Source organism: Nostoc sp. (assembly GCF_036918015.1).
Classification (GTDB): Bacteria; Cyanobacteriota; Cyanobacteriia; order Cyanobacteriales; family Nostocaceae; genus Nostoc.
Map to the genome: position 1 here is coordinate 59493 of NZ_JBALEO010000068.1, position 15610 is coordinate 75102.

Here is a 15610-nt window from a genome sequence, read left to right on the forward strand (position 1 = left end):
TTGTTTACCAACCAGACCGCCAGACCGCCAGACCGCCAGGGAATAGAATTCCCTGTCTAATAGTGCAAGTCCTCTAGAAGAGGACTAGAAAAAACTTGGTTTAATTGTTCACTAGTTTCACATAGTTGTCTTCAGACGACTTTAGCTTTCAGACAGGGAATTTCATTCCCTGGCTGTCTGCCTTCTGGCTGGCTTCGTAAACTTTAGCTTTCAGAGAGGGAATTTCATTTCTAACCAAATTCATTGGTTTACCAACCAGACCGCCAGGGAATAGAATTCCCTGTCTAATAATGCTAGTCCTCTTCTAGAGGACTAGAAAAAACTTGGTTTAATTGTTCACTAGTTTCATATAGTCGTCTTCAGACGACTTTAGCTTTCAGACAGGGAATTTCATTCCCTGGCTGTCTGGCTGTCTGCCTTGGTGAACTGGCTGGCTGATTTTCTGGCTGATTCCTGCTTCCCTGGCTGCCTGGTTGACGGACACTGCTAATATGATAATTTTTTCCAGCAATATGGGAAACATAAATGTATGTAAATAAATACAAAATTTCAAAAATATTATGTCTCTGTGGCGACTTTATTATCATATTGTTTGGGCAACAAAAGAACGCCAACCTCTAATTACCTCCGACAAAGAAACTGAGCTTTATAATTACATCATTGATAAATCCAATAGTTTAAATTGTAGACTTCATGCCATTGGAGGGATTGAAGACCACATACATTTAGTAGTATCTATCCCGCCAACAATCGCGATCGCAGAGTTTGTGAAAAAAATTAAAGGAAGTAGTTCTCACCATTTCAACCACAATCTTTGCCCTACATCAGAAAAATTTGCTTGGCAAGAAGGATATGGTATATTCTCTTTCGGCAGTAAACAACTTGAGCAAGCTGTTATATATGTTCAAAATCAAAAAATACATCATCTTGAAGGCACAGTAAATTCCCATTTAGAAAAAGCACGCACATAACCAAGAAAAAGAAACTGCTAATATCTACGGGCAACTCATCATTTGCACCCAGAGAAAAAAGCAAGCGGAGAAAAACTAAAATAACTGATCTAGGTTTTGGTGAAGTAGAGCGTCACTTGGAATTTTGAATTGTTAATTGCGGTTTTCCCCAAAGTATAGTTTCCTGCTTGTAAATAGCAATTCCCGGTTTTGCTCCTTTGGGTTTGTAGACGTGTTTTGGCTGAGTGTAAACTACTGGCACTTGCTCGCTTTGACGGGCGCGACTGTAGTAAGCGGCAAGATTAGCTACAAATTGCAAATCAGCTTCTTCGGCAACAGCACCCGGTTCTAGACGTAGTAACAGATGACTCCCTGGAATTTCTTGAGCGTGAAACCATAAGTCATAATCACCTGCTACACGAAAAGTCAATTGGTCATTTTGGCGATTGTTGCGACCGATTAATACTTCAAAGCCATTGGGAGTAAGGTAACGATGAAAGTTGGTGCTGGGAGGTTCATTGGCACTCCGACTACGGTATTCTGGATCTTCAAGATACTTTTGCCCAATTAACTCTTCGCGGATTTCTTCTAAAGCTCGCAAATCTTCTGCTGTTTGGTAGGTATCTATCTGAGCGATCGCAGCTTCTACTTGTTCTAAATACTCAATTTCTGTCTGCACTTCCAATAGTAGCGGTTCGACGGCAGCACGGGCGCGTTTCAGCTTTTGGTGCTGTTTGTAAAGACTTTGGGCATTTTGGACGGCATTTTTATCTGGCTGGAGAGCGATCGCAATTGGCAAATTTGTCTCAAAATCAGCCAGGATAATTTCTTTCATCCCCGGTTCCCAGTTTTGCAAATGAGCCATCAATAAATCAGCTTTTTCCCGATACTCATCGGCTCGATCTGATTGCTGCAAGCGCGTCTGAAAGGTTTGAGCTTTATTGCGTAATTTCGCCAGAATATTATTCAATTTCTGACTCAACTGATGGCGCAATTGGGAAAATAACTGTTGGTCAATTTGGTTACTGTAGTAGCGGTTGAGCAACTCCTGGATATTTTTGACCTTTTCAACTACACCCCAACCCATTACGGTGTAACCATCTTTTGTCCAAGCGGGTTGAAATTCTTTGGAATCTAGGGCTTGCAGCCATTCTTGCCAACGCTCAAACAGCCGTCGCCAGTCGTCGGGGTTGAGAGTATCAGTGGATGTTTCTGGTGCAATATTTGCTTCTAGCAGCATTAACTCTAGTAGTGCTGCACTCAAGCCGCTATAACTTTTGAGCAATTGCCGTTTGATTGCTCCTGGTACTAAACTTACCCGTTCTTGCCAACGTTCTTGAGATTCGCTCAAACTGGGGACAGTTCCAGTCAGTTTCGGTGGTGTTTCATAAGGCTGTCCGGTTTGGATGGGACGGACACTAGATTGTTGCTGACTGACTTGATGGGCGGCGGTGATAATTATATTGCTGGCGTCGGTGAGAATGACGTTGCTATACTTGCCCATGATTTCTGCATAGACATGATATAGAGCGCTTTCTCCAGGACGACGGGCAAATTGCAAATCAATCACACGCTCCCAAGGAGCGATCGCTTCAATCGCCACCAGTGCTAAACCACCCAATTGGTGTATCAATTGTTGGCTAAAGGTAAAGGTATCTGGCGATCGCGGTGGCGGATCGCCAATACAAATATGTGCAGCTTGGGGATGCCAAGAAATCTGTAGCCAATCTCGCTGTTCTAGGGTGCGTAATGCCATCGCAATCGTGTAGCGATCGCGCTGGTAAACCTGTTCTAAGCGTGATGGTAGCCAGTTAGCGCGGATTTCGCTACAAGCAGCTGTGAGAGTGGTAAAGTCAACTGGTTGCAAAGCGATTAGTTTTTAACATTCAAATGGTAGCGATCGCTATGCCTTTATTTTTGTTTAGTTAAAGCATAACAGACCTCACCTATCATAGCGGTTACTTGGTTTGGTGATAGCTGCGAATCAAAAAACGCAGAAATTATCATAAGATAAGCTTCTGCGTTTAGGTAATAAGTTAGTTTTTTATACAGTTTGTTTTTGGTGTTGAGTTTTCTAAGCTCACTCACCATTATTTGTTACGCAAAAGCGTTATTTAGCAACCAAAACTGGCTTTTTTGCTGTTGATTGCACTAGTTCTGTGGTTGACTGCACTAGTTCTTTTGCTTTTGATTGCACTAGTTCTGTGGTTGACTGCACTAGTTCTTTTGCTGTTGGCGCTACTGGTTGTAGCTGCAACAGTTGGGTGTAAAGTTCACTCAGTTGATTTGCTACACCATCCCAGCTAAATTTATTTTCAACGCGCTTTCTACCAGCTTTACCCAATTCATCTCGCCATTCTGGATTTAAGAGAATTCGGTCAATCGCAGATGCAAACCCATCTACATCTTGCGGTGGAGCCAATAAACCAGTTTCTTCATTAACTACAGTAAACTGAAGTCCGCCGACATCACTTGCTACCACTGGTGTACCGCTTGCCATCGCTTCGATCGCCACTAGTCCAAAGGGTTCGTAGTGACTGGGAACAACGCAAACATCGGCAGCTGCGTAATAGGTTGGTAAAATATCTTGACTTAGACGACCAGCAAAGATGGTAAAGTCGCTCATCCCCAATTCGTTGACGATTTGCTCAATGCGATCGCGCTCAATGCCGTCACTGTTACCTGGAGTACTACCACCACCAATAATTAGCTGGAGATTGTTGGAATCGCGTAGCCCAGACTGGTTGACTGCCCGCACCAAGGTTTCTATACCTTTGCGTTGGTCAAAACGCCCCACGTATAGTACAACTTTGGCTTCTTTGTCAATTCCCAATTCCGCCCTGGCTGCTTCTCGTGCAATCGAACCAAATCGCTGAATATCTGTACCACAGGGAATAATGTCGATATTGCCTTTTGTGGAAACTAGCGATCGCATGTGTTCCTGTTCTTGCGGACTTGTAGCCACAATTCGCTCTGCTTTTTCCAACACATCTTTTTCCACGGCTAATCGCTGACTAGCAATCAGAGGAATATCTTCTATAGTGTTGTACTTGACTGCTCCTAAGGAGTGGTAGGTGTGAACCTGTTTGCTCTGTTGGATTTTATTTAACTGCATCCCCACCCAACTAGAGAGCCAATAGTTAGTGTGAACTAACTCGTATGTAAAATCATTTTTTACTTGAAATTTGCGGAAATTATCCACAAATTCTGGCAGATATTCAAAAATTTCATCTCGCGGCACAAACTCAAGGGGGCCAGCTTTTAAACGAATAGTTCGACAGTTGTCGCTATGTTTAACAATCGAATCTTGCTCCAGACTCACTTTGCGGGTAAACATATCAACTTGCCATCCCAGCTGCGCTAGTGCTTCACCCACGTGGCGCACATAAACATTTTGTCCCCCAGCTTCTTCTTTCCCTATTTCAATCGCTGGGTCTCCGTGGACGGAAATCAAGGCGATACGTTTTTCGGTGGTAGAGTTCATAGTTTGTGTGTTGCTGATTTTAACAAAGTTTTAGTCTGCTCCAAGCATGTGTATAGCACACTTGCCTGAATTGTTTAGGAACTTTGATTAATATTGATTTTAATTTACTATGTCTAATTTTTTTTTACATCCTCTGTCAGAAGTATACTTTTAGATTAAATATAAATATTTAATTTCTTTGGATATAGGAAATTGTTATGTCCGTATCTCATACTTTTGATAGATAAAAATGAGATTTTTTCATTCATCTCTAGCTTTAATTTCATAGATATGGCAATAGGTATGGCAATTTTAATTTGCTCTCTACCTAGAGACTCAGATCCCTGACTTCTGTGAGGATATATCTGGTGAATAGGGGGTTTGACCCCACAGCATATATTAGAGCAGGAAGTCAGAAGACTTAAAAAAGACTTCAGAATTCAGGATTCAGAATCAAGACGCGACTCGAAAATACTCGCTAACGCTACGCTATCCGCTCTTTTGTTCAAAATAATTCTGGCTTACCTCTCCTACCGGAGACGCTGCGCGTAGCTTGCTTCCCCGTTCGCGGAGCGTGCCGTAGGCAAGTGGTACGACTACGCAGTTCGACTGCGCTCACCGTAAACTCTGTTACCACGCCAACGGCTACGCCCTTCTCTACGAGAGGCTGCGCCAACGACTACGCTCAGGACAAGCTCAGGACAAGCTCGGCGACCACCTGACTCCTGAATTCTGTTTTGATAAAAATATATTTATTTAGCTTATATTCTCTAAAAGAAATCTAAATTCTGTTTTTACGCAATTATACTGAATTTGCGTAAAAATAATAAATATAGTCACCACCAATTTTCAAACGGAGAAGATTAATACATGAGTTTGATAGATGGTATATTTCTGACGATATTAAATACCGTTGCCTGTCTAGCACTGCCTAAGCTAGTATCTGTAATTCTGCCTGTTAAAAACCAAAACACTGAGTCTTCAAAGTCTGCCATAACATCACAAGATTCTAACTCTGAAATTCCCAGTTTTTCTTAATGTAAACTGATGATCTATAGATATCGCCTTGATGAGGAGAAAACTTAGTTATTGGTGTAAGGCGATATCTGAACAATAAATTATACATAATTGTGTTTTGGGAAAAGAATGAAAGTTGTTTTTCCATTCAACCTAAAATTTATACAGGAAAAAGCTGGTCTACAATACAGCTAAAACCAGGTAATAGCCCAGAAATGAGACGATCGCTACTAAATAAGGTTACTACCAAGTTAAGTTGACTTTGTTCGCGGCGATAGACCTCTAGTTTACGCGATCGCCAATCAGCAATCCAATATTCTTTTACTCCTCTAGAAGAATAAAGTTTAAGTTTAGCTTCTTTATCTCGTCTTTGGTCTTCGTTGCTAGCAGACAAAACTTCGACTACTAAATCTGGTGCGCCAGTTAAATGTCCCGCTTCATCCAATGTTAGCGCCAAGGTTTCTTTAGTAGCCCAAACTACATCAGGAATCACATTATCTGATTCTGAAAACAAAACGCCGGGATTGATTACAGCTTCTCCTAAACCAGTAGACTCTGACCAAATGTTAAGCTGTTGGAATATTCTGCCACAAGTTTGCTGATGTTTAAAGTGAGGTGCCCTAGTCATAAATAATTCTCCATCAACTATCTCGTAGCGCGTCCCCTCATTTTCTGCGAATAGTTCCACATCGTGAATTGTCCAGCGTACTCCTGTATTAACCATCTCACTCATAGACTAACTCCTTTAATCTTGCTCTTGTATTTTAATCATAAGATTTAAGTTTAGCTTCCCTATCTAGTTTTTCAAGAAACAAATATATGAGCAAATAGTAAGACTTAAACAAAATGCACCAAATAAAATGCAAAACCAGCCACCTAATATAAGTGGGTTAGAATTGTCTTGAGTGAGTGTCAGAACTTTCTGTTGAGAATCGTTTAAAAAGCCATTAATTTTGTCAGCAAGTTTTTGTGCTGATGGTTGCCAAAAGGAGGGTTGAGAAATGCGATAGTCTTCCCCATTCTTAATAACAGGAATGACATAATATCGTTTGTCTCCATCATCATTAATTGCCTTAACTTCTACGCCCATCCATAAATCTAATTCAGAATAGATTTTTACAGAGGACTCCCACCAATCTTGATTAGCCAACTGACAATTGATGTGCTTTGGTGTTCGCTCACAAGATAAAGTTGTAATCATCTTTGGTGCAGATATTAACTTGACTCCAAATGCAATAAACGAAATACAAAAAAGCAAATATATAAAGTTAAAGCAGTGTATTGATTTTGGCAAATTTGCGAGTTTTGATTTCTCTCTCTCGTTCATTTTTTTATTGTCATTCATAATGAAACAATAATTGTTTTGGTTTGTATTACTCGTCCTTAGCAAATCATCACTTGCGATTTTCACGTCGCCACTTACTCCGTACTAAACGAATTTCATCAAAAGTGTAGCTTTCGCCTAGTTGTTCTTTGATGGGAGTGAGGGAAATGTCACCGAGTACTTCTAAAACTTGCCAAATTTTTTGTTGATGTTCTAAAGGTACTAATTGATTTAAATCAACTGGCTGATTTTTTCCAATTAGTTTTTCTAGATGATTGCTAACTGTTGCTGGACTAAGGTTGCGTTGTTGGGCAATTTGAGCAATATTTAAACCTTGTTGATGCAATTGTAATGTCTGCAATTCAGTATAAGAAGAAGATGAGTTTGGAGATGATACGGAAGCGGAAGTAACCGATTTATTTTGCAAACCCTTTTCTTGGCGATAGGCGCGAATTTCTGTAATAAACTTTTCGCCATATTGAGCGAGTTTGTGACTACCTACACCAGAAAGTTTGGCAAATTCAGCTAAGTTTTGTGGTTGTACCTGTACCATCAATTTTAAAGTGGAATCGTGGAAGATGACGTAAGGTGGTACAGATTGCTCATCAGCTAATTGTTTACGTAGCGATCGCAATTTCTGTAATAATACCTCTGCCTCTTCAGCTTTTTCACTTCCCTGTTCCCAGGTAATCTTTTGAACTGTGGTGACAGCTAGCGAAACTGTGCGTTCTTTTCGCATTACTTGCCAACTTAAAGCATTTAGTTTTAAAACGGAGTAACCATCGCTAGTTTGTTCTATTAACCCTTGATGTAAGAGCGATCGCCCCAACATTCGCCATTCATCTACAGTTCTATCTTTACCAATACCATAAGTAGAAAGTTTATCGTGTTCGTACTGGAGAATTTTGTCTTTTTTCGCCCCCCGCAACACATCAATTATGTGCAGCATCCCAAATCTTTCTTTACAACGCGCCACACAAGATAAAAATTTCATGGCTTCAATTGTCCAATCTTGCATCGGTTTGGGATGACGACAATTGTCACAATTACCGCAATTTCCAGGAAACCTTTCACCAAAATAACCTAGTTGAATCGTTCGCCGACAATCAGTGCCTTCAGCGTAATCGATCATCTGCCGCAGTTGTTGTTTGGCAATCAACTGTTCTTGAGGATCGGTTTTTTGATCGATGCTCCATTCAATTGTTTTAACATCACCAAAGCTGAAAAATATCGTACATCGAGATGGTTCTCCGTCTCTACCTGCTCGCCCCGATTCTTGATAATAACTTTCTATATTTCTGGGCATATCAAAGTGAACTACCAACCGCACATCGGGTTTATTAATTCCCATCCCAAAGGCGACTGTTGCCACCATCACCCGGACATCATCTCGAATAAATCGCGTTTGATTACTACTACGTTCCTCATCAGTTAATCCGGCGTGATAAGGCAGAACACCAATCTTATCATTTTGGAGTTTAAAAGTGAGTTCATCAACTTTTTTACGAGTTAAAGAATAAATAATTGTCGAACCTTCAGTTTCTCGGATGAGTTCTAATAATTCAGCGTAAGCATATTTAGTTTTAGGACGAACTTCGTAATAAAGATTTTCACGGTTAAAGCTGGCAAGATGAATGCTTGGTTGCTTTAGTCCTAGTTGTTGAATGATATCACTACGGACGCGATCGGTTGCTGTGGCGGTGAGGGCGACGGTAGGAACATCAGGATAGCGTTTCCTGAGAGATTTCAACTGGCGATATTCTGGACGAAAATCGTGTCCCCATTCCGAAACGCAGTGCGCTTCATCAATAGCAAAGCTAGAAATACCGATTTTTTCTTTAACTAAATCGAGAAACGGGAGAAACCTTTCACTGAGGAGACGTTCCGGGGCGACGTAGAGTAATTTTACTTTACCGCTGAGGATGGCTTCTTCCCGCGATCGCACTTTGTAAGCATTCAAACTGCTATTGAGAAATGTCGCGTTAATATTATTATTTCGCAGTGCTTCTACTTGGTCTTGCATCAAAGCAATTAACGGCGACACTACCACAGTTAGTCCATTTTTCAACAATGCTGGTAGCTGAAAACATAGAGATTTCCCCCCGCCAGTCGGCATCACAACCATTAAATCTCGATTTTGCAGCGCATCTTCGATAATTTGCCGTTGTCCAGGGCGGAATTGGTCATAACCGAAGTGATATTTTAGCGCTTGTTCGAGATGAGGATACTGAAGCATAGCGATCGCTTTTTCGGAGGCTGTCTGCGTGAGTAGTTATTAAAGATATCAGGATTTTAACTCACATCATCTGACTTTAAAGACTGCCGCTACAATATTAGCGATATTAGCGATATTAGCGATCGCACTTATATTGAGCTAATAAACATCGTCATAAGTAAGTCAGCATTACGACGAGTAAATTTTCGGAAAGCTGTTTTAAATTTGCTCGTGATAACTAACCTATACATCGGCTGCACTTGGGTTATTGAGAGTTTTTTAATCATCATTATTCTTAACTTCCCTAGCAGCTCTTGACTTTGGACAGTGAGAAAATTGAAGGCGTGTAGTAATATCAGCGCATTTTAGCTGTGATTCTAAAACATCAATCTTTCGTAAAAGCGATATTCCCCACACTATAGAAATCACCAACTTGATAGTCATACCCACGAGCAAAAGTGTCACTATTGTGGCATTTTTCTTTTGTTGAGCCAGCCTTTTTTGTTGCTCAAGAAGTCGTGCTTCAACTTCTTGAGCACGTTCAGCCTCTAACGCTTGCTGTACTTCTCGCCGATCTAATTCTTCACTAGCAGCTAAAAAGCGATAATCTAAGTTGCTCAAGCTTTTACCATTTGCCCACGTTTGGGCATCGATCAAGGCTTGTCCATGCAATAGGCGAGATTTATCTTTTTCTTCTGAGGCTATCCAAGCGTTGAAGCTTTCGTAGTAAGGGCGCAAGTAAGCTAATTTTTTTCCAACCCATTCTAAATTAAAAACTTCTTGATAAATTCGGTTTTTTATTTGGAGACAACCTTGTTTTTTGATTACCAAACCAGACAGCAAAAGTTCTACCTGTTCTCGACTATCGTCGGCTGGTACTTTCACTCCTTGGAGGACTTGTTGATAAATTCCTAGCAATCTGGCGGCACATTTTTCGTTACCGAGGATGCGATCGCGAATAGTTCGTAAATGCTCTGGTTCATCTTGTGATTCCCATTTCTCGATAATGTGCGATCGCACCACATTTTCTATCCAAAATTCTTCTGTACCAGGGGGAATTTTGAGATTTCTACCCATATCATCTTGAGATAAATTTACAAGCAGCCGACACAGCTTTTGAGTAAGAAATGGTTGCCCTTCTGTCCAAGCCAATACTTCTTTCAAAACTTTCTGGGGATGATTGTCTTTAATATCTAGTCCTAAAGATAGTGGTTGAGCTTCTTCAAAGGTGAAACCATTTACTTCGATGGTTTTACCCAGATTAAACGGGGTAGTATGATTGCGATATAAAATTAAGTCTGAAGGTGTCGCCACACCAAAAATTGCAAATGTAATCCGATGATACTCTGGATCAATTGCTCGTTGGTTATAACAGAACCGAATTAAGTTAAAAAAGTCATCAACCGAGAAATCGAGACTGAGAATACTATCAATTTCATCAATAAAAATAAATAGTCTTTCGTTAGGAAATTTAGCTAATAGATTTTCCGAAATAAATCGACTAAGTTTCTGAACTAAAGAAATATCCTTTTGTTCTTGCCACCAAGCTTTTAAATTGACTTTTCCTAACAGTTTAAAACTCAACCATAGGTCGCCAGCAACTCCTTTATACCACTGTTCTGGAGTGATATTTTCACAACCAATATTAGTCATATCAACGGTGGCACATCTAAAGCCCTCTTGTTGCAAGCGGTGCTTTGTTTTTACCATAAGTGAGGATTTTCCCATTTGCCTACAGCTTAGGATATAGCAAAATTCACCCTGTTTCAAAGCTTCATAAAGTTCCACATCTGCTCTGCGCTGAACATAGCTAGGAGCATCATTAGTGAGAGTACCACCAACTTGGTATCGATAATTTTTCATTTAATTGATTTTAAATTTTAAATTTCTTTTATATCTGAATAAAAAAATGTATAGGTAAATTTGATCAAATTCTCATAATTTTGATGAGATATTAAGTTCATAGTAAAAACTTTAGTACTTACTATGAACTCTGAAAACTAGCGTGGAAATTTAATAGAAGCATTAGCACTATTTTGCTTTCCAAACTGTTGACTAAAATAAAGACGATATAATTCACACATGGCACTAGCTTGATTGCCGTTTAATTGAACCAAACCCATACTTTCTAGTTTATAAGCAGCGATCGCATTTAACTCCACTTTTTCATCTGTTGCAATTACCTGTTCCATAGCTGACATTAATTCTGGTTCTTCTTGCAGTAGTGTCAACAGTTCTCGTAAATGCTGACCGTAAATTCCTACTGGTGTAGATGCAGTTTCTAATAACACCTCCAGCGTCATTTCTCCCTGACATAGATGATAAAATGCAAGGTTCACCAGATAGGGATGTCCTCCTACCATTGCTTGTAGGGGTGCAAGGCGTTTTGCTCCTTCCGAGTTTCCTGCCCAATCTAGTCCGTAACGTAATGCTAAATTCTGTACCTGCTTGAGGGTAAATGGTGGCAGTGTAATTGTTATCCCTACATTGAAAGGCGATTGGTTGAGCTTAAGCGGAATATAAATTTCTGTTGTGTGAACCACTACCATCCGCAGTTTTTGCCAAGTCCGATCTTGCTTGGCTTGTTCATGCCAAAATCGCAGCATTGGTAGAAAGTCTTGGGCAATATTGGGATGTTCAAAAATCCGATGGACTTCATTCAAAGCCAAAACTACAGGATTATCATTAATATATTGCAACAGATAAGCTTCAAAATAGATTTTGCAGCTAACCTTGCTGCCCATTTCCATATCCCAAAAATCATCTATACAAGGAAGGAGATTTAACTGTCTACTGACATTTACACAAAACCAACGCAAAAATTTATCCAGGGAAGCAAAAACGTCTTGGTCAGCTTCTTGAAAGTCTAAATAGACAATTTGATAATCTTGCTCTCTAGCATAAGCAATCATCCGATTGAGCAGGGAACTTTTTCCCATCTTTCTAGGTGCTTTGATTCGGATTAAGCAACCAGGGTGTAAAGTCTCATTACAAACGAGTTCTTCTAGGGAGGAGCGATTGATGTAAAAAGGAGAACCTAGTGCTACAGGGCCGCTAGGAAATTCTATCTTGCTTGCTGAAAAAAAGTCTGGAGAAACCATTTCTAAGCTAGATTCTTCACCGAACTTTTCTTGGATATGATTTTCTTGATTACCTATCTCGTCTTGCAAGTGTTTATTCAAGGCTAAATGCAGATTTTTTTTCGTTACTCTTTTTCCAAGTGCTATAGAAAGGTCTTGCCACAACTCAGAACCAACTTCCTTAATGTAATTGTTGCCGTAGCCTGATACCTCTGCCATCTCACCATAAGTTTTACCCAACCACGATTGATAGAGCACAAACCACTGAATTGAATCGAGAGGCTTGTCTTGGAGAATTTTTTTTACAGATTGTAGAAGCTTATCCACAGTGTATAAATTGTTAAACAGCTAGGCAATTTACTTGTAGCAGTTCTCAGTTGAGTGAGGTATTAGAACCCCACGCCAATCACCTCCCTACAAGCGAGAAGGGGACTATGATGTACCGTTATATAATTAGGAAACGCTATATAATTTTTGATCCAGTAATAATATACATCTGAAAAAATACTTGAAACCAGAAAAATTCAAGATTGCATTGATAGATACAATTTTGAACTCTATTAGTAAATCACAAATATTATTGTAATTATATTTCTTGGAGCAACTTTTGTATAATTATATATTTTTTATTGACAATTAGTCTCTTTTATTTGGAGTACGAGATTATTCAGCCTAATGCAGCCTTGAAAAAGCTGATGACAATCATGGCTCACTGGTATGAGATCCTAGAGACAGTCAATGGAGTGCGAACACAATGGAACAACATCAGAAGCCAACGGTTGTAATTACGGGTGCCTCTTCGGGGGTGGGTTTGTATGCTGCAAAAGCTCTTGCTGATAAAGGATGGTATGTGGTATTGGCCTGTCGGGATTTAGCGAAGGCACAAAAAGCTGCTCAAGATGTGGAAATCCCCTACAACAGTTATACCAGCATACATATTGACCTTGGCTCCTTGGAAAGTGTTCGACAGTTTGTGAAGAACTTCCGAGCCACTGGCAAGTCTTTAGATGCTTTGGTGTGTAACGCTGCAATTTATATGCCCTTAATCAAAGAGCCTTTACGCAGTCCAGAAGGTTACGAGTTAACTGTCACTACCAATCATCTGGGGCATTTCCTTTTGTGCAACCTGATGATAGAGGATCTGAAGAAATCATCTTTAGAACCAAGGCTGGTAATTTTAGGAACAGTCACGCACAATCCAGACGAACTGGGTGGAAAGATTCCACCACGTCCCGACTTGGGCGATTTGGAAGGCTTTGCAGAAGGGTTTAAAGAGCCAATATCGATGATTGATGGCAAGAAATTTGAACCAGTTAAAGCTTACAAGGACAGCAAAGTTTGCAACGTGCTGACTATGCGGGAACTGCATGAGCGCTATCACGAGTCAACCGGTATCGTCTTCAATTCTCTTTATCCGGGATGTGTTGCAGAAACGCCGCTATTTAGAAACCACTATCCCCTGTTTCAGAAAATCTTCCCATTATTCCAGAAGTACATCACTGGGGGATATGTGTCTCAAGAGTTGGCGGGAGAACGGGTTGCTGCCGTGGTTGCCGATCCTGAGTATAATCAATCCGGTATTTATTGGAGTTGGGGAAATCGCCAGAAGAAAGATGGCAAGTCTTTTGTGCAAAAAGTCTCTCCTCAAGCCCGTGATGACGACAAAGGCGATCGCTTATGGGAACTAAGTGCCAAATTGGTTGGACTTGCATGACGGAAAAGGAGGTGGCGTTACCCTTGTGGATGATTCATAAATAAATTCATTTTTTTGAATGAATTGGCATTATTAAGATGGTTCAGTTGTGAAGTACACATGACAATGTGCCGATTCATTGAGGAGCCGTGTAATGGGAAACTATTAAGCACGGTTTTGAAGACCAACGGGGTTGGTGACAACCTCGTTGAGTTTACTAGCAATACGGTTTGGTTAAGGTTTTTTGATGAAAATTTTAGATCGCTAAAAATGCGATAAATCATCACAAAGACGCGATAAATCGCCGTCTCTACAAAAGATTAATTATTGTAGAGACGGCGATTCATCGCGTATCTTGCATTAACCGAACAGTATTGAACCAGGGAGTGTCAATTGTCGCAATTTACATGATTCCACACTCAATTAAGGTGCAAGGGCATTACCCCGAATTAGGCTACCAATAGTTTTGGCAGTAATTTTAAGTTGGGTGATAGGATTAGCCGGGACAACCGTCTTATACAGATAGCTATCGAATGTTAGCCGTTGCACATCGAGGTCATCACACATTTCCACAAAGGCTTCGCGGGTAGCATCGGAACGATAGAACACGGTTTGCAGAATGTCCAACACCTTGTAAGTGAGTCCGTATCTTTTATCCCAACGCTTTAGGTAAACCTTCAGGTCGCCTTCTGTAGGAATACGGCTACCACCATTAGATGTTTCCACAATAGTTTCGGCACACATCCGCCCAGACTTAGCGGCAAAATAAATACCTTCACCAGAAGACTTGGTAACATAACCAGCAGCATCTCCCACCAAGGCGATGCGACCGACAACACGACGGGGACGGGGATGTTCGGGAATGGGGTGGGCTTCAACTTTGATGATTTTACCGCCTGCCAACTTCTCGGAAGCACGGGCGCGGATACCAGCTTGTAACTGTTTGATGCTGGCCTTATTGATGTGCATTGTGCCAGTACCGACAGCTACGTGGTCATATTTGGGGAAAACCCAAGCGTAGAAATCGGTAGAAACGTCATCACCGACATACATTTCGGCGAGGTCGTTATAGTAGGCCATTTTGTCTTCGGGTAAGCGAATTCGCTCTTGGAAGGCGATCGCATAATTGTAATCCCCAGCGTCCATTTCTTTGGCAACGCGAGAATTAGCCCCATCGGCCCCAATAATTAGATCCACCTTCAGGGTTTTGGCAATACCCTGTGATATCCCATCTGTATGGTCAATGTAATGAATGGTATAGGGATCGGTATTGTTTCCTGGTATATCAAGTTTATGAACAGTGGCATTAATTAAATTTGCGCCTAGTTTTGCCGCGCGATCGCGCAAAAAGCCATCTAACACTTCTCGGCGGCACATTCCTATATATTCATCTTCATTTACGAGATTGATATCAACCTCGCGATTGGAAGGCGAAATCATTTTCATCTTCCGTACCCGGCGATCGATAATCTCTGGTGGTAAGTCAAATTCACTCACCATACACAGGGGAATTGCACCCCCACAAGGCTTTGCATTGTCTAGCTTCCGCTCAAACAGGTAGGTTTCAATCCCAGAGGCTGCCAGTGTTTCAGCGGCAGATGAACCAGCAGGGCCTGACCCAATAACAGCAACCCGTAGTGTCAAAGGTCTTTCTCCCAATCTTCACATTTACCGAGAGCATACTACCACGGTCTTTCTAGTGATTTGGCGCTTTTCCTCCAGGTTTCTGCACAAATGCAATATTCCTTAATGTTTCGATACGAATTGGATGGGGGACTGGGGATTAGGGATTAGGGACTTCCAAATAAAAAAATATCCCAAAACTGACGCAAAAACCCTCTCTATTTCTCTTCTCTCTGTGTTCTCTG

11 protein-coding genes and 1 pseudogene are annotated in these 15610 nt (G+C 40.9%); 2 read left to right on the forward strand and 10 right to left on the reverse strand.

Annotation, left to right across the window (positions count from 1 at the left end; genetic code table 11):
- Positions 1-359: 359 nt before the first annotated feature.
- Positions 360-545 (reverse strand): hypothetical protein, encoded by a 186-nt coding sequence (locus tag V7K61_RS16950; RefSeq protein WP_335054844.1) that lies wholly within the window; start codon positions 543-545, stop codon positions 360-362.
- 15 nt (positions 546-560) lie between these two features.
- Between V7K61_RS16950 and tnpA the strand changes: the two genes are divergently transcribed.
- Positions 561-971 carry an IS200/IS605 family transposase gene (gene tnpA / locus V7K61_RS16955; protein WP_335054846.1) on the forward strand — a complete coding sequence of 137 codons (411 nt, stop codon included), beginning with the start codon at positions 561-563 and terminating at the stop codon, positions 969-971.
- A gap of 112 nt (positions 972-1083) precedes the next feature.
- Here the strand turns inward: tnpA and V7K61_RS16960 are convergent, their stop codons facing one another.
- The 8 genes and pseudogenes from V7K61_RS16960 to V7K61_RS16995 all read right to left on the reverse strand — a co-directional run bounded on the left by V7K61_RS16960 (position 1084) and on the right by V7K61_RS16995 (position 12307).
- Positions 1084-2817 (reverse strand): Rqc2 family fibronectin-binding protein, encoded by a 1734-nt coding sequence (locus V7K61_RS16960; RefSeq protein WP_335054848.1) that lies wholly within the window; start codon positions 2815-2817, stop codon positions 1084-1086.
- Positions 2818-3201: 384 nt separating this feature from the next.
- Positions 3202-4434, reverse strand: a pseudogene (locus V7K61_RS16965) (glycosyltransferase family 4 protein); the annotation flags it as partial.
- Positions 4435-5276: 842 nt separating this feature from the next.
- Positions 5277-5408: a hypothetical protein gene (locus V7K61_RS16970; protein ID WP_335054850.1), complete on the reverse strand. Its 132-nt coding sequence runs from the start codon at positions 5406-5408 to the stop codon at positions 5277-5279.
- Between the two features lie 182 nt (positions 5409-5590).
- Positions 5591-6163 (reverse strand): Uma2 family endonuclease, encoded by a 573-nt coding sequence (locus V7K61_RS16975; RefSeq protein WP_335054852.1) that lies wholly within the window; start codon positions 6161-6163, stop codon positions 5591-5593.
- A 63-nt stretch (positions 6164-6226) separates the two neighbouring features.
- Positions 6227-6841 (reverse strand): hypothetical protein, encoded by a 615-nt coding sequence (locus V7K61_RS16980; protein WP_335054854.1) that lies wholly within the window; start codon positions 6839-6841, stop codon positions 6227-6229.
- Positions 6825-8990, reverse strand: coding sequence for a DNA helicase RecQ (recQ, locus tag V7K61_RS16985; protein WP_335054856.1), 2166 nt, complete (start codon positions 8988-8990; stop codon positions 6825-6827). The genes V7K61_RS16980 and recQ overlap by 17 nt, the downstream gene beginning before the upstream one ends.
- Before the next feature lie 258 nt (positions 8991-9248).
- Positions 9249-10832 (reverse strand): AAA-like domain-containing protein, encoded by a 1584-nt coding sequence (locus tag V7K61_RS16990; protein ID WP_335054858.1) that lies wholly within the window; start codon positions 10830-10832, stop codon positions 9249-9251.
- 137 nt (positions 10833-10969) lie between these two features.
- Complete coding sequence (locus tag V7K61_RS16995; RefSeq protein ID WP_335054860.1) at positions 10970-12307, reverse strand: AAA-like domain-containing protein; 1338 nt, start codon at positions 12305-12307, stop codon at positions 10970-10972.
- Between the two features lie 496 nt (positions 12308-12803).
- Between V7K61_RS16995 and V7K61_RS17000 the strand changes: the two genes are divergently transcribed.
- Positions 12804-13763 carry a protochlorophyllide reductase gene (locus V7K61_RS17000; RefSeq protein ID WP_335054862.1) on the forward strand — a complete coding sequence of 320 codons (960 nt, stop codon included), beginning with the start codon at positions 12804-12806 and terminating at the stop codon, positions 13761-13763.
- 402 nt (positions 13764-14165) lie between these two features.
- Here V7K61_RS17000 and chlP read toward each other — a convergent pair whose 3' ends face one another.
- A complete protein-coding gene (gene chlP / locus V7K61_RS17005) occupies positions 14166-15386 on the reverse strand; it encodes a geranylgeranyl reductase (RefSeq protein WP_335054864.1) in 1221 nt (406 codons plus the stop codon).
- Between the last annotated feature and the right edge of the window lie 224 nt (positions 15387-15610).